General features: G+C 36.9%; 19 protein-coding genes. 10 read left to right on the plus strand and 9 right to left on the minus strand.

Annotated elements, in window-relative coordinates; translation table 11 throughout:
- Nucleotides 1-381: 381 nt before the first annotated feature.
- Nucleotides 382-4380 carry a hybrid sensor histidine kinase/response regulator transcription factor gene (locus LPB89_RS16360; RefSeq protein WP_230702763.1) on the minus strand — a complete coding sequence of 1333 codons (3999 nt, stop codon included), beginning with the start codon at nucleotides 4378-4380 and terminating at the stop codon, nucleotides 382-384.
- 362 nt (nucleotides 4381-4742) lie between these two features.
- On the opposite strand from LPB89_RS16360, the gene LPB89_RS16365 reads away from it, so the two are divergent.
- The 4 genes from LPB89_RS16365 to LPB89_RS16380 all read left to right on the plus strand — a co-directional run bounded on the left by LPB89_RS16365 (nucleotide 4743) and on the right by LPB89_RS16380 (nucleotide 7672).
- On the plus strand, nucleotides 4743-5465 hold the full coding sequence (locus LPB89_RS16365) for a helix-turn-helix domain-containing protein (RefSeq protein WP_230702764.1): 723 nt from the start codon (nucleotides 4743-4745) through the stop codon (nucleotides 5463-5465).
- Between the two features lie 184 nt (nucleotides 5466-5649).
- Nucleotides 5650-6594, plus strand: a complete 945-nt coding sequence (locus LPB89_RS16370; RefSeq protein WP_230702765.1) for an NAD(P)-dependent alcohol dehydrogenase — start codon at nucleotides 5650-5652, stop codon at nucleotides 6592-6594.
- A gap of 20 nt (nucleotides 6595-6614) precedes the next feature.
- Nucleotides 6615-7364 (plus strand): pirin family protein, encoded by a 750-nt coding sequence (locus LPB89_RS16375; protein WP_230702766.1) that lies wholly within the window; start codon nucleotides 6615-6617, stop codon nucleotides 7362-7364.
- A gap of 92 nt (nucleotides 7365-7456) precedes the next feature.
- Entirely contained in the window at nucleotides 7457-7672 is a 216-nt protein-coding gene (locus LPB89_RS16380; protein WP_230702767.1) for an SDR family oxidoreductase, read from the plus strand.
- An 89-nt stretch (nucleotides 7673-7761) separates the two neighbouring features.
- Here LPB89_RS16380 and LPB89_RS16385 read toward each other — a convergent pair whose 3' ends face one another.
- From LPB89_RS16385 to LPB89_RS16420, 8 genes are all read right to left on the minus strand, one after another.
- Nucleotides 7762-8880, minus strand: a complete 1119-nt coding sequence (locus LPB89_RS16385; protein ID WP_230702768.1) for a PepSY domain-containing protein — start codon at nucleotides 8878-8880, stop codon at nucleotides 7762-7764.
- A 46-nt stretch (nucleotides 8881-8926) separates the two neighbouring features.
- Nucleotides 8927-11371, minus strand: coding sequence for a TonB-dependent receptor (locus tag LPB89_RS16390; protein WP_230702769.1), 2445 nt, complete (start codon nucleotides 11369-11371; stop codon nucleotides 8927-8929).
- Nucleotides 11372-11879: 508 nt separating this feature from the next.
- Nucleotides 11880-12827, minus strand: coding sequence for an MBL fold metallo-hydrolase (locus LPB89_RS16395; protein ID WP_230702770.1), 948 nt, complete (start codon nucleotides 12825-12827; stop codon nucleotides 11880-11882).
- Between the two features lie 161 nt (nucleotides 12828-12988).
- Nucleotides 12989-13204 carry a hypothetical protein gene (locus LPB89_RS16400; protein WP_230702771.1) on the minus strand — a complete coding sequence of 72 codons (216 nt, stop codon included), beginning with the start codon at nucleotides 13202-13204 and terminating at the stop codon, nucleotides 12989-12991.
- Between the two features lie 169 nt (nucleotides 13205-13373).
- A complete protein-coding gene (locus LPB89_RS16405) occupies nucleotides 13374-13868 on the minus strand; it encodes a cupin domain-containing protein (protein ID WP_230702772.1) in 495 nt (164 codons plus the stop codon).
- Between the two features lie 161 nt (nucleotides 13869-14029).
- A complete protein-coding gene (locus tag LPB89_RS16410) occupies nucleotides 14030-14554 on the minus strand; it encodes a RidA family protein (RefSeq protein WP_370635548.1) in 525 nt (174 codons plus the stop codon).
- Nucleotides 14555-14735: 181 nt separating this feature from the next.
- On the minus strand, nucleotides 14736-15251 hold the full coding sequence (locus tag LPB89_RS16415) for an ester cyclase (protein ID WP_230702773.1): 516 nt from the start codon (nucleotides 15249-15251) through the stop codon (nucleotides 14736-14738).
- Nucleotides 15252-15874: 623 nt separating this feature from the next.
- Entirely contained in the window at nucleotides 15875-16858 is a 984-nt protein-coding gene (locus LPB89_RS16420) for an SMP-30/gluconolactonase/LRE family protein (protein WP_230702774.1), read from the minus strand.
- A gap of 352 nt (nucleotides 16859-17210) precedes the next feature.
- On the opposite strand from LPB89_RS16420, the gene LPB89_RS16425 reads away from it, so the two are divergent.
- From LPB89_RS16425 to LPB89_RS16450, 6 genes are all read left to right on the plus strand, one after another.
- On the plus strand, nucleotides 17211-17663 hold the full coding sequence (locus LPB89_RS16425) for an Rrf2 family transcriptional regulator (protein ID WP_230702775.1): 453 nt from the start codon (nucleotides 17211-17213) through the stop codon (nucleotides 17661-17663).
- A gap of 144 nt (nucleotides 17664-17807) precedes the next feature.
- Complete coding sequence (locus LPB89_RS16430; RefSeq protein WP_230702776.1) at nucleotides 17808-18344, plus strand: YkgB family protein; 537 nt, start codon at nucleotides 17808-17810, stop codon at nucleotides 18342-18344.
- A 229-nt stretch (nucleotides 18345-18573) separates the two neighbouring features.
- Complete coding sequence (locus tag LPB89_RS16435) at nucleotides 18574-19167, plus strand: sigma-70 family RNA polymerase sigma factor (protein ID WP_230702777.1); 594 nt, start codon at nucleotides 18574-18576, stop codon at nucleotides 19165-19167.
- Between the two features lie 16 nt (nucleotides 19168-19183).
- On the plus strand, nucleotides 19184-19471 hold the full coding sequence (locus LPB89_RS16440) for a hypothetical protein (RefSeq protein ID WP_230702778.1): 288 nt from the start codon (nucleotides 19184-19186) through the stop codon (nucleotides 19469-19471).
- A 68-nt stretch (nucleotides 19472-19539) separates the two neighbouring features.
- Nucleotides 19540-20244: a cytochrome P460 family protein gene (locus LPB89_RS16445; protein WP_230702779.1), complete on the plus strand. Its 705-nt coding sequence runs from the start codon at nucleotides 19540-19542 to the stop codon at nucleotides 20242-20244.
- A 37-nt stretch (nucleotides 20245-20281) separates the two neighbouring features.
- Nucleotides 20282-20680, plus strand: a complete 399-nt coding sequence (locus tag LPB89_RS16450; protein ID WP_230702780.1) for a hypothetical protein — start codon at nucleotides 20282-20284, stop codon at nucleotides 20678-20680.
- The last annotated feature ends 56 nt before the right edge of the window (nucleotides 20681-20736 follow it).

Consider the following 20736-nt stretch of genomic DNA (forward strand, 5'->3'; position numbering starts at 1 on the left):
TGTTTTATAAGTTTACATTTCAAACTACATCAGCTGGTGCAAATTCATAAAGTAACTCTGCACCGCAGTGGAAGGAGCTTTGAATGGACAAATTGTTGCTGCCTGGCTCTGTTTCAGGCTATACTGTAAAGAAATTTTTTTCTGGAATTTCTGCCCATTACTATCAAGGCAAAAAAGCAACAAAGTACATAAGGAGTAAATAATCTTCACTTCTAATTGAGCTCAATACTTTATAGTCTGATAAAAATAAGTTTTGTCATTTTTATAGCCTTTAAACTATGTTGAAAAAATTATAACTCAGGTTGAAACTAAATAGTGTTTAATTCTAAAACACACTTTATCAAAACATTAAAAAATAATTAATTTATTTTTTTTAATGTTTTACTCCCTGCTCTGGCTGGGTGTTTTACCGAAAGCATCATGAAAACATTTGGTAAAGTAAGAAATACTATTAAAACCTACCTGATCAGATACCTCTGCAATGGTCAGTCTTTTATCCAATAATAATTCAGCTGCTTTTTTAAGCCGGATAATACGAATAAAATTTGTGGGAGAATGAGCTGTAAGTGCCATAAGTTTTCGATATAAACCAGTACGATCCATATTCATATCCTCACTGAACCTTTCTACTGTATAATCAGAATTAGACAAATTATTTACGACACACTGAAAAGTACGTTTTAAAAACTCCTGATCAATTGGATTATCTGTTAAGGCATCAATTTGTACTTCCTTTTTATCAATAAATGTTTTTCGCCTTGTCTCGTTTATCTCCAGCAGTTTATTAATTCGAAGCAGCAGCAAATTAATATCAAAGGGTTTTACCATATAGGCATCGATTCCAGCGCTATAACCTTCAAATCTGGACTCATCAGAGCTTCTTCCCGTAAGCATAATAATGGGAATATGACTCACGGCAATAGTATTTCGAACGGCCTGACTTAATTCAGGACCATCCATTAGGGGCATCATCATATCTGTTACGATAAGATCCGGAACATGAAATATTGCTTTCTTTAAACCGTCTTCTCCATTATTGGCTGTGATCACATTATAATGCTTTTTCAATTCATCTGCCAGATAACTTCTAAAAATAATGTGATCCTCAACAATAAGTATATTTTTTCTTGTTGATTCTTCTCCTTCTTTAAAAGAGGTTAATTCGGTTTCTTTACCAACGGAAAACAGTACCTTAAAACAAGTTCCCTGCCCTGGATTACTCGTTACGCCTGCCCACCCGCCATGCAATGCTGCATAATATTTTACAATATAAAGGCCTATGCCGCTGCCAGAAGATCCCCCATTTTGATTGTTGGCCTGATAAAAACGATTAAAAACATTATCTATTTCTGTTTTAGGAATTCCAATTCCTGAATCTTCAACCAAAATTATCAGAACTTTATCCTTGTTGTCAATTACAGCTGAAAATTTAACGGTACCCCCGGATCCTGTAAATTTAAAAGCATTGGAAAGCAGGTTAATTATTACTCTGGTAATTTTTTGCCTGTCCAGATATAAATCATCGTTTTGCGGATCAATATCCCAGATAAAATCAATTTCCTTTTCCTCTGCTATTGATACATAGGCTTTACACAATTCAGTGATGAATGAAAGATTATCATAAAAATTGCGATGCAGTATTTCTTCTCCGGTATCAATCTTTTTAAAATCAAGCAGCTGATTGACTGTATCCAGTAAAAGGTCGCTACTGGAGCTAATTTGAAGCAGTTCTTTTTTTATTTTCTGATCTTCTACTTTTACAAGCAGCGATTTTAAAGGTGTTATTATTAGTGTCAGGGGCGTACGCAATTCATGACTCATATTGGTTATAAAATCCGACTTTGCCATCTCTATAGCATAATCTTGTTGCTTCCTGCGAATTAAAGCATTACGTTTTATAAGCGCCTTAGAAATAAAAGTAATCCCCATACACAATAATAGCAAATAAAGTACTCTGGCAAGAATCGTATCCCATATAGGGGGCTCAATGATTATTAAAAGATTTTTTTTCCTGCCTGGCCAATGAAGACCGTCAGAACTGGCCTGCACCATAAACATATAATGGCCCGGAGTTATATTGGTATAACTGGCTTCACCTATTCCGGCGGTAGAATTTTCGCTGCGCCAATTGTGATCGATATGATCCAGCTTATATCTGAAATAAGTGTGTGACTCATTGATATAATTGAGTCCGGAAAACCCAATGCTAAAAAAGTTTTGATCATATTTTAGCTTTAAAGTATCGGTTGATGCTATGGCATTTTGTGAAATAATCTCTTTGTTTACTTTCTGACCACTTGTCACATTTTTGCCAAACAATTTAAAATTAAATAATATCGGATTAAGAACATACTGTTTGTCTCTGATATCATTTCTTTTTAGATTATTCATGCCGTCTATTCCCCCGATAAACAATCCGTTTTTTGAAGAAATAAGCGCAGCACGATCCGTAAATGGATATTCCAGCACTCCGGTAAATTTATCATAATTTACGATTCTGAAAGTAAGCTGGTTTGCGGCCCTTTTTTTAATAATATGGCTTACACCACGCGAAGTGGTAACCCAAAAGGAACGATCTATATCTTCCACTATCGCCTTAATGCTATTATTGACTAAACCTCTATCGGTATTTAATTCATATAATTTTTGTTTTTTATGATCCCAAATTGTCAGTCCATTATAAGTTCCCAGCCATAAATCCTGGTCAGAATCAGATAAAAGGCAACTGTATTTATGGTTCTTCTGGCTAAACATAGGCATTCTTTTCTGCCCTTTTGCTAAAGGCATTATAATTTTATTACCTGCAATATTCATCATAAAAGGACCATTAGAAGAAATGCCTATCAATTGATGATTCCACTGGGTGATTTGAAATACATCAACAGGAGAATTAATCAAAAAAGATAAGCCAAAAGACTGTAAAGAATTATTCCACTTGAAAATTCCGGAATCAGTGCAGACAAATATTTCGTCTTTTGTGGTTTGGTAAACACTATTGGTAAATTGTTTTGTGTATTGTTTTATTAAGCCATTTGTCCCAAATACATATAGTCCTTTATTGGTCGAAATCCATACGTGACCCGCAGCATCTTTTAGCAGAGAATGGCACTGCAACTGAGGGAGCAAAACCTTGAATGATTTACTATGAGTGAGAGGAAGTCTGGTTATATAAAGTCCTTGATTTGTACCAATAAGTAATTTCCCGTTACCAGTTTCTTCAAAACAATTTACCTGAAATTCGTCATTATCTTTTAAGTTGAAATTGCTTTTTTGATAATATTTAAAGCGAGAACGATCCGGATGATGATAATAAATTCCTTTGTTTAAGGTCCCTATCCAAAGCCCCCCCTGATAATCAAATAAAACAGTACTTACTTCGGTTTTTATTTTGTCTTTTTCGGTTAAATTTAACTCAGGATAAAAACTACCCACGGTACTGCCTGACCTAAAGTACCAAAGCCCTTTGCTGCAGCTAATGAAAAAGTCCCCATTCTTATTTGCCGCAAAGGTGTTAAGCCAGTAGGTGTTGGCTTGTAATAAGACTATGGACTGCCGGGTCTGCGTATCATATCGGATAAACTGTCCTTTCCCGATTCCGGACCTTACAAGGTATAGATATTTACCAACCGCCGTGGTGTGATTCCAATCAGTAAAATCATCTAAGGTATCTTTGACAACAGATAGTTTATAAATCTCTTTTGATGTGAAATAGTCAAAACAACGGATTAATCCGGATTTATAAATTAAATATACTTTTTGTTCATGAACAACAACATCGTAAACCAGTTCATCAGGACTGCCCTTAATAAAAATTTTCTTTAAAAAGCAGACCACCTTTTTTGAATCCTGCTTGTAACAAAGCAGTGCCCCCAAATCATTTATGACCCATATATCTTTTTTTTCATCAACAAATAAATCAACCGGTGTGCCTTTAAATCCTAAAAAACGCAGCGTTTGAATTGGATCAGCTTCACTCTTTTCTTTTGAAACATTAATCAGGCTGATCTTCCCTTTATACTTAAACCAAATGCGATTATGCTCGAAATAACTGTGATGAAATCCCCTGTATGCTATCAGAGGAGCAGAATTATCATCGTCAATTTCTATTGTCTTAAAATCTGCTCCATCATACAAGTTGAGCATTCCCTCAGTAAAAACACCTATTCTGCCATCCTGCAGTTCAATAAAATGCCTGATTTTTTCCTCATTGAGCTGGTGTCTGTTTTCGATTGGAGAGACTAATAAATCCTGTGGAAAAACTTTGCTGCTAAAAGAAAAAAAGATGGCCCAGAGAAAAAAATACCCATGAAAAGAGGGAGGGAAAATGTTGTTTCCTTTTTTAAGGCCCTGCCACAAAAAATTAAATACTAACTTTTTCATTTATCTGGAATTCGTATCTATTAAAAACAGTGATATAGAGCTGTAAATATAATCTCTTATCTTATAATGATATTACAAATTGGATGAACATCAATCTTTTTTAGATGAGCGGGTTTTCAGGGATTACAATCGAACACTTTATGGCTGTTTTGACCCTTTTTTGATATTTTAAAGTTAAGTTCCGGCAAACAAGAAATTTTCGCTTTCTGCAGAAAAACTAAAATCGGAATTTAAGCGTAGTTCAAAAAATTTCCAATACTGACAAATTTAAATACGATCTAAAGATTTTTAATATATTTATTGAATAATTGATTTATTGCTGCTTATTATTAAAGAACTAGTCAATAAATAAAAACTGAATTATGAACCCATTTATTCTAGGCCTTCAGGCACGAAATCTTACCGTTGAAATTCATCATCATTCTGCATATCAGATAGTGTTGTCAAATGACACGCCTTTCAATTCAACAATTAGCGGTAAGCTTAAGGAGCGTATCCACGGCTTTTTGATAAAGCCTCATGTTACGCATTTTTGTGTGGCAGAAAAAGGGACATTAAATGTTCTTAATATTGAGCCCTATTCTGATATTGGTTTAGAGTTGGCAGGCAGATTTAAGGAAAACGAAGAATATATTGTTTTTGATTCGCCATCTGAAACACACACCTTCTTTCAAACAGCTAAAGATAGTTTAGACGTTCACCATGTTATAGATGCTTTGATCTCTAAAATACCAACTGTAGTTTTTGATGAAAGGGTTACGAAAATAGTGGAGTATATAAGGGATAATTACTATAAATCAGATATTACACCACAAACCTTTGCAGATATAGTTTTCCTTTCCCCATCTCGTTTAGCATCACTTTTCAAGCAGCAAACTGGCAGCAGCCTGTCTAAATATTTATTGTGGACACGTTTACGCCAGGTAATCTACCTTACCCTATCAGATAAAGAAAGAAGCTTAACTGATATTGCTTACGACACCGGCTTTTATGACCTTCCACAATTAAACAAGTACATGTATGAAATGTTTGGTATGCCACCTAAAGCCCTAAAATTCAGCAGCGATTTGATACAGGTGTACTAGCGTTATTATTATAAATTAAATACCACTTCCAGAGAGGTACCAACATAAAAGTTGGTACCTCTTTCTTTTTTCATGATAATCGTTTTTGCTTTCAAAACACTATAGTGATTTGATACAAGTTTCCCGTCCGGGTTGTTTGCAATTTTGTCATATCAAATTAAACATTTAAAAAAAAAATAATAAGATGAAAGCAATAGCCTATCAAAAGTTTGGAAACTCAAATGTTTTGCAAACTGTAGAACAACCAAAACCTACTATCAATTCAAATCAGGTATTGGTAAAAGTAAAAGCATTTTCTATCAATCCAATGGACTGGAAAATTAGAAAAGGCGAAATGAAATTAATGTCCGGTTCGAAATTCCCAAAAAACACAGCTGCTGACTTTGCAGGAATTGTTACGGAGGCAGGATCTTCTGTAAACGGTTTTAAAATCGGAGACGAAGTTTTTGGGGTTGTTAAAGACATGATGAAAGAGGGTGCTTCAGCCGAATATGTTGCAGTGCCGGCTTCATTAATCTGGAAAAAACCATCTACTGTCAATTTCTTTCAGGCTGCCTCAATTCCGGTAGTCGGTACAGCAGCATTGACAGCACTGCAAAAAATGGGTAAAATCGATTCGGGGACTACCATTCTGGTAAATGGAGCAACCGGCGGTTTCGGCATGTTCTTACTTCAGCTATTAAAACAACGTGGCGCTAAGGTTACTGCAGTTACAAGTAATAAAGGTGTGGAATTTGCAAAAAAATGGGGTGCAGATACTGTAATCGACTATAGTAAAGAAAATGTGCTTTTAAGCAAACTCACTTATGATATTGTCATCGATTTATCAGGTAAAATGGGATACAAAAGCGCCAGACAAATAATGAAGCCAAAATCCATTTTCCTAAACCCAACGCCAAAACCAATTGAAATTCCAGGATCAATTTTAAAAAATCTATTTACAGGTAAAAAGCACATTGTACTACTTTCCAGTCCATCACTTAAACATACAAATGTTTTGTTGAATGCAGTAATGGGGGGATTGGATATAGAAGTTAATAAAGTATTTCCATTTACACAATACAAAGAAGCCTATCAGTACGCTGAAAAGGGAGGTTACATTGGTAAAGTTGTCGTAGAAATAAATTAAGGACACCAATAATCACAAAGATGATAGCTAAAATTGACAATGCCATAAAATATGGTAAACAGCACGGTGGTTTTGGAATTCAAATTTTATATCCGGGACTTATCCGGCCTCAACTAAATGACACCGGTTATTCCACAATAGGAAGAATAGACCATGCACGGATTACTCCCGGAACGCTTATCCCGATGCATCCACATAAAGATGATGAAATCCTGACCTATTTAAGAAGTGGTGAAGTCAAACACCGTGACTCCGAATCATACACGAATGTTCTTTCTAATCGGAAATTGATGATGATGAATGCAGGGGCAAGTTTCTTCCACGAGGAACAGGTTTTGGAAGAAGGAGGAGTTTTAAATGGGTTGCAGATATTTATCAGACCGGAAATTAACGGTTTGAACCCGCAAGTCCAGTTTCATCAATTAGGCGAAATCTACAGTAAAAATCAATGGAGGAAAATAGCGGGTAAAGGAGATGATTACCCTTTGCAAATAAGAAGTCAAACCTGGTTGATGGATTTACGATTAGAAAAGGGCGAGGAAATTTTCCTGCCTGAATCCCCGGCCGAAAATGTGGTATTCCTTTTTTATGTATTCGACGGAGCGATAAATGTCAATGAAAACACTTTGCTTACTACTGGTGAAAGTGCATTAATTGAAAAGGAGAGCCCAGCATTTCGGTCGGTTGAAACAAGTGATGTTGTACTGTTCATGACACAGAACGGTTCGGTTCATTTTGACGGAGGAATGTATAGTGGTAATCTCCAATAATAATCCTGCTTCAGAACAGTGATTTGATACAAGTTTATCCCCCTCAGTCACAACATCTTTGTAATGTAATTAATCATTAAAATTTAAACGAAATGAAACGAAAAATAGTAATACTCGGAGCAACAGGGACAGTCGGAAGCAAAATTGCGGAGAACCTTCTGAATGAAGGGCATCATGTAAAATTGATAGCAAGGCACACGGAAAAACTGGAAAAATATCGTGGCTTGGATGCAGAAATTATCGCAGCTGATATAACTGATGTCAAAGCCTTAACAAGGGGCTTTAAAAATGCCGACAGCGCGTTTTAAGAAAGCAAACAACTAAATTTGTTTATAGATTACAATTGAAAACGCTTCAAATTAACAAAATATGAAAAGTAATACTAAAATATTTAGGGTTAAAATTTACTGACTTTTTTTAATTTTCTTCCCCACCAGATTAAAAATCCGGTTACCGGGAGGGTTACTGCGAAAAGACAGACCAAAAAAGCCAGAATTTTTGTTGGATAACCATAGATGCTTCCGGTATGAATGGGATAAATAAGACGGCGTATTTTATCGCCATTGCTGAAAGATTCGTAAGGCTTGATTTTTAAAAGTTCACCTGTATATTTATCAAAATAAACCATACTTGAAATATTTGGAATCGATTTTTCAAGATTTAGTTTAATTACCATTATGCTGTTTATCGTATCAGATGGGATTCTGATTTGAGTATCTCCTTTATATTTATAAATACTGTCTGTTTTCAAAAGTATCTTTTGATAAAAATATGTTTTGTCAGGTTTAGGATCTGTTTTTGTTGGATTTTCAACTTTAGCCGAAGGCTTTTTGGTTGTCCCGTCTGCCAATAAGTAGATACCGCTCTCAAACCATTTAAAAGACCAGGTTAATCCGGTCAGCGATATGGTTAGAAGAAACAATAAGGTGTAGAAACCAAAGGTAGAATGAAAATCCCAATTGACTCTTTTAAAGGAAGCATTCCATTTTACGGTTAATCTCTGCTTTAGGTTTTTCTTTTTTTTCGGCCACCATAAAATAAGACCCGAAATCAGCATAAAAACGAAAATCAGACCGCTGCAGCCCGTAATAAGTTTGCCCGCTTTCCCTAAAAGCAAATGACGATGTAAATCGAGTATTACAGAAAAAAACCTGCTTTTTTCAGGAATTGTTCCCAATACCTTTCCGGTATAGGGATCTACGGAAAAAATCCGATCTCTTTTATCGGCATCGGTTCCGGAAATAATTACAGTTCTCTCCGGATCTGTATAAGTCTGAATACGATCTAATTCTGTTATTCCATATTTTTTCGTGATCGCGTTAACATAAGGATCAACAGGTAATTTTTTTGTTCCGATAGTCGAAACCTTATAAAATTCAGGATTGACAAAAGCATCAATTTCTTCTTCAAAAACTAAAATACTTCCGGTAAGAGCTACGATAAATACAATAAGCCCGGACGAAAGTCCGAGCCATAAATGTAAAAAACTAATATTTTTTTTAAATGTTTTATTCATGTAATGAAAGTGCAAAAAATCGGATTCAAGTATAATGCAGAAGTTTTTAAAAGGAGTAACCAAGAGTTAAAAGCCAGTTTGAAGGCGCACCCGGGAACAAACGAATAAAATCATAACCACCAACCCAATATGTTTTGTTTAGTATGTTATTGGCATTTACCTGAATTTTAAATTTATTAATGTTGTAATACAATGCAGCATTAAATAAGGTATATCCCGGAAGCGTCTGAGTATTGGTTTGGCTCAGTGTACGTGTAGTCGCAAAATTGCTTCCAAAACCAAGTCCAAAATCTTTCAAAGCTCCGTCTGTAAAATTATAACGTGTCCACAAATTCCCCTGCTGACGTGGAGTATTTGGTTTTTGTCTTCCAATTTCAGATTCAATCGGGCTTTCAGAAATTGCGGCTTCATTATAAGAATAGGCGGCAGAGATGCTCCAGTTTCTTGTGATATTTCCGTTCAAATCAATTTCAATGCCTTTGGATTCTTCTTCACCAATAGCACGCATCAAATCAGGATTTGTAGTATCGTTTGCCGGATATAAAGTGTTTTTCTGCTGAATTTTAAAAAGGGCAACGGTTATAAAAAGTTTATCTTTAAACCAGGAAGATTTTCCTCCAAACTCGATCATATTACTTTCTAACGGATCAAATGGCCCTCCGGCATTTGGATTTGATAAGGAAGAAGCCGTTTGAGGATTATAACCTTTTACATAAGTTCCGTATAAATTAATGTTTGGGTTAACGGTATAAGTTAGTCCAAAACGTGGTAAAAACGAATGTTGTTTTACTTTACCTTCATTCGTTTTTTTGTAGTTTTCCTTATCGCTGTATTCGTCGTAACGCACTCCAATTAAAGCCTGAAATGCACCAAACTTAACATGATCCTGAAGATAAACTCCGTATAATGAATAAAAAGTAGGATCGAAAGGACGGGCTGCATAAAAATACTTGCTCATGTCTTTTAACTGTTGTGATCCTGATGGATTTGTCAAATCAAAATGCGCCACGTTTGGCACCGGATTACCTTTGGCATCCAATAAATAACTAGCTTTATTGGCCGGGTTATAAGTTGCAATCGATCCTGTATTTGCAGCATTTCTATATCCTGTGGCCTGCAGTTGCGAACCTCCCGAAGGAACTTCCTCCTGGGCATAATCGTAACCCAGGATCAGGTTATGCTCTAAAGCTCCTGTTTTGGCTTCGTATTTAAAAAAGGTAGAAAGATTATCGATATAACGTTTACGTTTTCGCATAAAAACCTGCATTTCTATTGCAGTTGGAATAGTAGATCCGTCACCGGCAGATGCATATTTGTTTGCGCCGCGATGTTCTAAAAGATCTTCTGTATACCCCGTACGTATGTAAGATCCTGAAAAGGACAAACGATCTGTAAATTGATGATTTAAGGAAGTCGTTACGATGTATGTTTCTTCGTTTAAATAATCATTCGTAGAATTTAATGAATTGGAAGTTTTAGTTGAGTATAAATTATTTTCATAGGTCGACTGTCCACGGTCCAGTATACTTTTTGAACTGGTATAAATTAAATCAAAATTGACACTGGTTTTATCATTTGGAAGAAAGGAAAGGGAAGGAGCAAGCACAATATTTTTATCGAATTGTAAATCTCTAAAAGAATTTGCATTTTCATAACCCAAATTCAATCTGTATAAAAGCGATTTGTCTTCTGTTAATGGTCCTGTAAAATCAGCTAAAGCCCTCAAAGTATTGAAACTTCCGGTAGAAAAACTCACGCTGTTTGCGGCTTGGTCCAAAGGTTTTTTTGTTACTCTGTTTATCACTCCTCCCGGAGAAGCGTTTCCAAAAAGGGCGGATGAAGGTCCTTTTAAAACTTCAACACGTTCCAGATAATTGGCAAGCGGCTGTTTCCAAAATCCTGTAGAGGTTCGCATACCATTTAGCAATTGCGTGTTACTTCCTCCGTTAATTCTAAAACCTCTAATCGAAATATCATCGTAAAAAGTAAACTGGCTCACACCACTGAAATTTTTTACCACTTCGCCTACACGTATAGATCCCTGATCTGCTATTAATTCTTTGGTCGCATACGAAACTGCTTGTGGTAGATCTTTTAAAGCGATTTCTGTTTTGGCTCCAATAAAAGATTTCGTATTTTTATATGATTTCTCTTTACGTCCTGTAATTTCTACAGCCTGAAGCGTATTGATGTTTTCCTGTAAAACTATCGAAACTTCAAGGTTTTCATTTTCATGAAGTTCCACATTTTTTTCCTGAGCTGAAAAGCCCATTGACGAAAAAGATAAAGTATAATTTCCTGGCGACAGGTTATCAATTTCAAAATTTCCTTTATTGTCAGAACTGGCATTTTTTTTAAGGCTTTTAATTGAGACAGAAGCATAAGAGATGGCTTCGTTATTTTCGGAAACAATTTTTCCGGTAATTTTAGCATTTTGTGCCATACCAATATTAAAAATGGCGAGCAGCATAAATGAGAAAGATAATTTCATGGCGGTTATTTATTTTTAGAATGCAAATCTAGCTTTATTTAGATTAAATACAAATAATAAATAAAAAAAATGACCCATCAAAATTTTGAGGGGTTATTCTCCGTAGCGGGAACGGGACCTAATCTGTTAACGAAATAAAATAAATAGAAATAAAATAGCTTTAATACGTTTCGAAGCTAAGCTTCTTAGTGGTTTATTTTGTTGAATTTTAATGGTTTAAATACCTTGTGGCACGATTCTGCCCTAATGTTTATACAAGTAAAATATCTTTGTAATTCGCCTTAGCTTTTTGTGGCAAAAAGGGATCCACTAGTGCTTAAATCTCCACTTTCAGGTATGATGTCCATTTCATGTAAATCCGTATGAAAGTTAATGACCTTTAAATCTCTGTCTGGGGCAGATTAGGAAGATTCAGATCGTACGAATTTTATTTTCGGACTTAATAAATAATATGACTATTTTGTTGGTAAAAAGAAATATAAAAGATTTCTATCCTTTAAAATATAGTTTACCTGGTACTTCCTGTACTGCTAAAATTAGAAGGAATCCATTTGTAACCGTCACCATCTTTTTTTAACCTGCCAAATCCAGGAAATGCAATATGATCGGCGGCTATAAGGTAATTTTCATTAGCAGCCTCCTTATATATTTTTTCCCGCTGCGCTATTGCCTTAATTTTATCGAAATCAAATTCGTTAGACAGCCTAGGTGCTTGGAACTGAACTGCACCAATATGTACTAAATCACCAATAAATACAAGTTTTTCCCGATTACTTTTCAATACATATACACAATGCCCATAAGTATGACCGTAATAAGGAGCAGAACTAATGCCTGGAAATAGTTCTGCAGCTCCTTGAAATGTCTTAACACTGCCTTTTTGTATGTAAGGCTTCAAGGCTAAAAAGGCTCCGCGATTTGCGGTGTATCCTGCAGGTTCATCAACAGCAGGTTTTTCGTGTTGTAACCAAAAGTCCAGTTCATTTTTATCAACATGCACAACGGCATTAGGAAACTGAATATTTCCTTTGACAGTCAATCCTCCCGAATGGTCTAAATGGATATGTGTAAGGAGTATATCTGTTATTTGTTCAGCCTTGTAACCTGCATTTTGAATACTTTCAGTTAAATTTCCGGATACCGGACTTTTAAAAAGCTCTCCTGCACCGGCATCAACAAGTATAAGCCTTTGCGGCGTTTTAATTAAATAGGCGTTTATAGACGTTTCAACAGGATTATTTATAAACGATTCTTCTAGTAGTTGATCTACTTGTTTTTTATTGCTGGAGACCAATAATTTGTTAGCATCTACAGGTACAGTCCCATCAAGTAATGCAGTAACTGTAAATTCTCCAACTTTGATGCCGTAATATCCGGCAGTATAATTTTTTTGCTGAGCAGATACACCTACACAACTACTTACGATAATTAGAATGTTAAAAAAAAGACGTTTCATTTTATCAGATTTTAAATTAGTAATGCAAAGAGACTAAAAAAAGTTTATTTTTTGTAACCAATATGTAGCAATACTGGTCACCTAAAACACAAAGATACAGCTAATTAAAAAAAGCATTACACACAAAAGGAACAGCAACTCAAATGAGAAGGTTCGGTATTCTAATGCCCATGTCCATTTGTCGAATAATGTACAGGAAACCATTTAAATCCGGCACTTTCAGCTCTTATGTGACTAATTCCTGGAAAGGAGATATGATCGGAGGCAGCCCGGTATTTATTTTTGGCAGCATCTGCAAAAGCTTTTTTTCTTGATGCTGCAGCCTGTTCTGCATTTACATCAAAGACAATTGTAACATCAGGCCGGCCAAATTGCACAGTGGCAGAGTGTATAATATTCCTGCTAAGAAACGTTTCGATTACTTATGGTTGTGATAATTTAGAAACCGTAACAAAACCAATTTGCGCTGCGTAAAGTATACAAACCAGTCACATTCTTGAAAATCTATGAGGCGATGCCATAGCAGTGACCGGCCGCCAGAATGAATTATTTTGCAGGCCTTGCCAGCGGTTCCCCTTTTGCAACGATGTAGGTTACGACTACCTTAAGCGGTACGCTTCCCGTAGGCTTGGCCCGGTGTACCCTGCCTGCCGGGATCGCAAAGCTGTCGCCGGCTCTAATAGTGCGTGATGGCTGTCCCTCTACCTCGAGCTCAGACTCACCCTCGAGAACGTAACCAATCTCATTTTCCGCGTGACTATGCTTCTCGGCTGGTGCGCTAGGCTGGATCACCGCAATACCGATGCTTTCTTCCTTCGCGGGATCGGACGCCAGCGGTAGCTTCTCTAGCTCTTTCCAGACTATTCCTTTAATGTCGGTGCCGCCCGAAGCCACTTCAGCTGCAGGTGTTTCGGATGTGCTGGCTGAATCGGCTGCAATTGCCGTGCTGCCAGCAATATCTGCTGAACTTTCAGAATTGTTTTTGCAGGACTGCATGGCTATGGATGCAGAGATTGCGAATAGATACATTAATTTTTTCATATGTATGTTGGTTTAATTGTTACAACGATCTTAAAAGCATTGGATGTATTAAAATTTCTATCCCCATATGCTTCAAATCGTCATGATTTACATCTAAAGAATCCCTATTGATTCCAAAAAAAACTAAAATCATCTTGCAGATAACTTCTTGTTTAATTCGGTTATTTAACGACCGTAGCTTCTATTTCTACTTTCAATGACTCAATGAAGAGTCCTTTTACTTCGAGCATCGTGCTTGCCTGTTTCACATCGTGCCTGGCCGCCCAGTCAGTGAAGATCTTCCAGCAAGCAAGTAATTCCGGAACTGATGTCGTATAAAAATTCAGTCTGACAATATCCTTACAATTATACCCCGATTTAGCAATGACTATTTCCAGATTTTCGAGTGACTGCGTCAGTTGGCCCGGCATATCGGCCGAACTAGGCTGTCCTTCTGCATTCAATGCCGCCTGCCCTGCACAGTACAAGGTTCCTTGTGGGTTTTTAATTTCAACTGCCTGAACGTATCCAAAATTGTCCTGATAATCCCAAGGATTAATAATTCGTTTTTCCATAATTTGTTTTTTTTTGTTATTGACCGCATTTGCTGTGCTGTCAGAATTGTTTGTTGAACTTTCAGAATTGTTTTTGCACGACTGCATAGCTAATGATGCAGAGATTGCTAAGAGATAAATTAATTTTTTCATATTTATTTCGGTTTAATTGTTAGAACGATCATGAAAGTATATTGGGTACGCTCAAATTGCTATTCGTATGGAGTTGCGAGCTTTATATCGTCATGATTTATATTTAAATACTTCCAATTGATTAAAGATTCTAAAAAATAATTATCTGGTCAGCTGGGCCGACGTGGGTTAATCTTCGGATTTATTTGGCTTTGAGCTGCGTCAGAAGTCCCAGAGTGTTGTAAAGCGTGTGTACATGCAGCAACTTGCCTTCAGGTGAAAAATAGGCAAATTCGGTAACCTCCAAATGCACTTTTTTTCCGGTAGGCTCTATTACGCCGTCGGGGGTCTGAATAGGACCGGTATGTGTTCCTTCCATATAAAAGCGAACTGCAACCTCACGCCCTTGGGTAATCAATTGAAGATGGGTGAGTTTGCCATCCTTAAACATACGTTTGTCACGTTTTAAAAATTCAACGAAGGCTTCTTTCCCTGTGAAGGTCTCGCCGTTGATCTTATTTTTGGCCCCGCCGTTGACTTCAATTATAACATTAGGGTCAACCATTTCCCCGTTAGCCTCAACAAGCCCTTTGGAATAGTTGTCATGGAACTTACGGACTATTGCCGCATAATCAGGTGTTTTTTCTTTTTTCTGAGCAAAAGCGGATATGGTTATGCACGAAATTAAGAGGGTCAGGATTGTGATTTTGATTTTCATGATTTTGATTTTTATGAATTAGTAAATACTTTTATTATAAGGCAAGAGTCCGTAACTGTGAAGTCCGGGTACTCTTTTGGTAGTTATTTATTGATAATTCGTTTTTCCATATTGCTCGTTTTAAATATGTTATTATGATTATATCGTTAATCCCTTAGTCGGAACAGTAGCTAACTCCTTACAATTATTATAATTTTTATTTTAATAAAATTCAAATTTCTCGAGATCACATATCTGCTGAGACAAAACTGCCTGATCATTTTGAATATCAAATGATGAAAAATCTATTTGTTACATCAGCTATATTGTACATTCAACGCTGTATTTTTATACGTAATGAGTAACGGTTGGTTTTGATAATTTAGAAGCCCGCTGAGGTAGCGGTTTTACAAAGTGGTTTATTGAAAAGAACATCCGCAGCAGTCGGAGTGGTCAATAAGGTAACCCTTATGATTGCCTTATAAGAATCTATATTTATGGCTGTAAATTGAAGAGGATCTCTCTACTCAACCCGCTTTTTGGCTAACCAAGGTTATGTGGAAGATTGGTGTTTTAAATATTTATGAAAAATAAAACCCTATGTCGTTTTTTTGGACATAGGGTTTATCTTAATAACTCGGGAATTATTTTATTTTTTGAATGACAAAAGTGGATTGTGATTGATCGCCGCCCAGTAGTTTCCCTAATTTAGAATTGATAACATAAACATTGCCATCTGAAGCAAGAGCTGCTGTTGTAGGAAACTCATCCTTTCCGATATTTGTTTCGCTGACCTTCGAAGCACTTGCCCAGTTGTCAGTGCTTTTAAATGTGTAGCTCTTTCCAAGTCCAAGCCCATTTTCAACCACAACAAGGTTATTGTCCTTGTCCAGTTCGAGTCCATCGGGCGAGGCGAACTGCATACCTGTAACTTCAGTACTATTTTGAGGGTTAGAAAGGGGTATCTTAAATATTTTTGCAGTGTCAGATTTAGCAGCCAGCAGGTAACCGTCAGGATGGAAAACAATTCCATTCAGACCAAATGCACCAGCTGCGGGCTCAAATAAAGCATTATTTAGAAAGACAGATGCAGTATAGTTGTTGTCAATTTTATAGATAACTGGGGAAAATGAATCGGTAACATAAATAATTCCATTAGAGTCCACAGCAATATCATTCGGGCATGATCCCGCACCTGGAGTGAAATTTTTTAAGTCAATTTCTTTAATTAGTGCACCTGTATCAAGATTAAATATAGCGACGGTTGCGACTGAGCCGGCGCTTCCTTCAGTACTTTTCTGAGATATTCCTAAATCGGCGTTGGCTACTATTAGCCTGTTTCGCACCTCATCTGTAAATAGTCCGGTTGGTAAAACCAATTTGCTGCTTGTTGCAAATGATTTAACTTCTCCCTTTGGGCTCAGAGAATATACCGTGCCTTTATACATGGAGCCATATAGAAATTTTTCATTTTTGGAATCGTAATCAATTCCCTCAGGATACACTCCAATTTCATTGATAGTGTATTTTTCTTGCAGCGATGGGTGCTTAGGCTTTGAATCTTTATCGTCGTTGTTACATGCTATGGAAAGAATGGAAAAAGCCGAAAGCAGGATGTAATTTTTCATTTTTATTATATTTAAATTAATTGTCTTTATTGACATTGCAAAGTTTGGACAGAATAATAAAAATAAAAATGAACTGGTTTAGGAAATAAGGTTGAACTGGTTTAACTTTTTGCGATTCCAATTTCTTGCAGGCGGCAGATACAAAGAGTGGGAGGTATATTTTTATGCTTTTACTTAATGGTAATGAGTAATATTTCAAAGTTTTGTGGCAGTTTAAAGAATAAAATAGCAGTAGTTATTAAAATATTCTACAGTGTTTACAGGGATTATAATGAAATAATGAAAAAAATATTGCAAAATATTTTTTTAAATGAAACTTTATTTGTTACATTTGTAAAAACATTTACGAACGATGAAAGCTGACGCAAAATATACTACCGCCATTCATATCTGCCTTTACCTCCATTTCAGGGGAGAAGCGCTTTTGTCTTCCAAGGAGCTAGGGGAGAGTGTCAATACTAATCCGGTTGTAATACGCCGCATAGCAACCGAATTGCGTTCTGCCGGTATATTGGCGAGTGTGGCAGGAAAACAGGGGGGATTTCATCTGACTAAAAAGGTAGAACAAATCTCGCTATGGGAAATTTACCTTGCTGTAAGCGACCGTGAACTTTTCAATAAGCCTAAGGTAAACCCGGAATGCCCGGTAAGCAGAAATTTATCGCAATTGGTGAATGCACCATTCAGCGCTGCCGAACTTGCGATGCGACCTGTACTTGAAAAACAAACTATAGCAGATCTTTATACGAAACTTCAACATGTCCTTGATTCAGAAAATCAATTAGTCAGTGTGGCGTGTAAATAAAAACACATGAAAGAGCAGGGATAATTCAGCTTTTTAAATATAACTTTAAAAGTTTTATATTAATATTTTAGCTATTCCCTGTAATTAAAGACACATCTTTAAATGTAACAAATAAAGTTTTATTAATTATTAAATTTAAGTATTATGAAAAATTCATCATCCGCTTACCAAGGTAATTCTTTTCAAACTGAGAGTATTTCCAAAACTATTTTTTCCAGTATTACTACAGAGCAGCTTAACACTGTTGGTACAGTAGCTACCCGCTATTCGCTGGTTTTACTGCTATTGAGCTTTGGGGTATTCAAATTTTATGCCTTTGAAGCTGAGGCAATTCAGCCCCTTGTAGCAAACAGTCCGTTTATGTCATGGCTTTACAGATTATTAAGTGTTGGACAGGTGTCTGCACTGATTGGTGCTGTCGAAATTGTCCTTGCCGTTCTGATAGCCATAAAACCATGGCAACCAAAACTCTCTGCCTATGGCAGCTTTGGAGCTGTGCTTATGTTTATCACTAGTCTTACTTTTCTGATTTCAACACCGGGAATGTGGATAACCCAGGAGGGTCTTCCGGTACCGAGTGACGGAGGCTTTATACTCAAGGATATTGTACTTCTTGGCAGTGCCATGTGGACTGCAGCTGATGCGCTTATTGCTTACAATAAGAAAAAATCACAGCTCTAAGAAGCCTTTTCTGCAGAAGTTCTTTGATATATCCAGGCATTATACGCTGGCAGGCTAATCCAAATGATGCATCTGCCGTGGCATTCCAATAGATAATTTTCAGCTTATCAGCAGATTCCAGCACTAGATAACTTTTTTGTAAGGTTCTTAGGCTCCCCCCGACTAAGCGGTAAAAGAGAAGACAATTTATAATTGAGCGGAACCTTAACCATAACGAAATATTTATGCTATGCATGGAAGCGAAAGAAGAGTCGATATACAGGAAAAAAAGAAACTGGATCCCAATAATTGGGTTGAAAATTATTCCGATTATCTCTACAGCTACGCGGCAGTCAGGTTGTATGACGACGAACTTGCGAAAGACCTTGTTCAGGAAACATTTCTGGCTGCCCTGGCGGCTATGAAGGGTTTTAATGGGCTTAGCTCTGAAAAGACCTGGCTTACCGCAATACTAAAACACAAAATTGCAGATGTATACCGCAGCCGGTCTTCCGGATTGCGTACCAATAACCGTGCGGCGCAAGGGCAGGAAGAAGAATTTTTTGACCCCGATAACGGGCATTGGAATAGTGGTCATAACCCTGCTGAGTATTTTTGCGAGCAGCCTGATATTATAGAAGACAGGGAATTCCAAGCAATCCTGCAGGCATGCATGAAAAAGCTGCCTGCCTTGTGGCTAGCCGTATTTACGATGAAGCATGTCGACGAGGAACCCTCCAAATCGATCTGTGAAGTCATGGGCTTATCCCCATCCAATTTCTGGGTTATTATTCACAGGGCGAAGGTGAACTTAAGGTCATGTCTTCAAAAAAACTGGATCTAATTAAATGGAGATGAAAATGAAAATATTAAATGAGAGAGAGTTAGAGAAAATAGCTTACAACTGCAAAAAAGCCACTATGCTTATCGAAAAACAGCAAATAGAACCCATTTCGACTATGGAACAGTTTGAACTGGAACTGCATCTGAAGGGGTGTGCTGCGTGTATAATATATATGAAGCAGAGCATTCTGATTAATAAGCTTGTACGAAACTTTTTTAAGAAGCATCACCCCGAAATAAAGCTGGACGATGGTTATAAGAAGCTGCTCAGGCACCGCATCGAGCAGCACCTGAGGCAAAACTGAAATCCTCACAGTAAGTAAACGAAGCATTGCCATTATAATTACCATTATTAATACAAAATTATGTACTTATGAAAATCAATTCAAACCAATCCGTTGTGCTGCTTTTAATGTTTAGCATGCTGGCGGCGACACTGTATTCTTGTCAGGATACAAAAACCAAGAGCGGACAAAGTGAACAAGTTGAAAAGGAAACAGTTTATGCTGAATTTGATGCTGACAACAACCTGATCCGACCCGTAAATTACAGAACATGGGTTTTTGCAGGAACAGCCACCACCCCAAAATCACATGACCCTAAAGCTGTATTTCCTGATTTCCAAAATGTTTATGTAGATCCTGTGGGCTATGCATATTGGAAAAAACACGGAACCTGGAAAGAAGGCACTATTCTTGTAAAAGAACTATTGCATTCCGGTGATACAATTTCATCCGTAGGAAATGGGTTTTTCCAGGGCGCGCATTTTGAACTTGCAGCTGCTGTAAAAGACAGCAAACGATTTCCTGATATGCACGAGGGATGGAACTATTTCGGCTATGCGGATTTCAAGAAAAATAAGTTAAATGAAAAGTCTGCTCCATTAGGCAACCAGTGTGCGTCATGCCATGTTCAGCATGCCATTGACGGCGACGTATTCTACCAATATTATCCTGTTATCCTTGCAGCAAAAGGATATGGTGATGGGAATCCTGAGAATGAGAACACGCGTGAAGGTTTAGTAACGGACTATAAATACAAAAACCCGGTGGTGAGTCCAAAACCGATCAGTAAATAACTGCTTTTGGTTTGCCCATAAAACCATACCCAAAAATATGGCACAGCATATTATGACAGTCTATGATTCACTCTATTTGGATATTTTGAAAATAGGCAGGGCTAATGTTGAGAGTGGTCTTTCTTTTATTAGGCTTCGTGAGAAACTGGAGCAGGAAGGCTATGATTTTAGTAACTATTATATTGAGGTAGCTGTCAAGACCTGGTTCTATGATACTTTCCATCATGCTCTCAGCGATCATGGACCTATAGAGTACCATGAGCTGGATAGCCATCTGGAATGCAATTTCGTAATGAAGGGCGACGCCTGTCTAAAGCTGATCTCTTATAACAATTCATCGTTTAATAACAAACTTACTCTTTACTCAGTCATACTTGCCGGGATAGCGCTTATAGCATCAATAATAGCCATTATTGTAAGCCTTTACTATTACTAGTAAAGGGAATTCGATAACAGGTATAGAGTAGATGCAAGCGTTGAGCACAAAAGAAA

It is taken from the genome of Flavobacterium sp. ENC (assembly GCF_020991415.1).
GTDB lineage: Bacteria > Bacteroidota > Bacteroidia > Flavobacteriales > Flavobacteriaceae > Flavobacterium.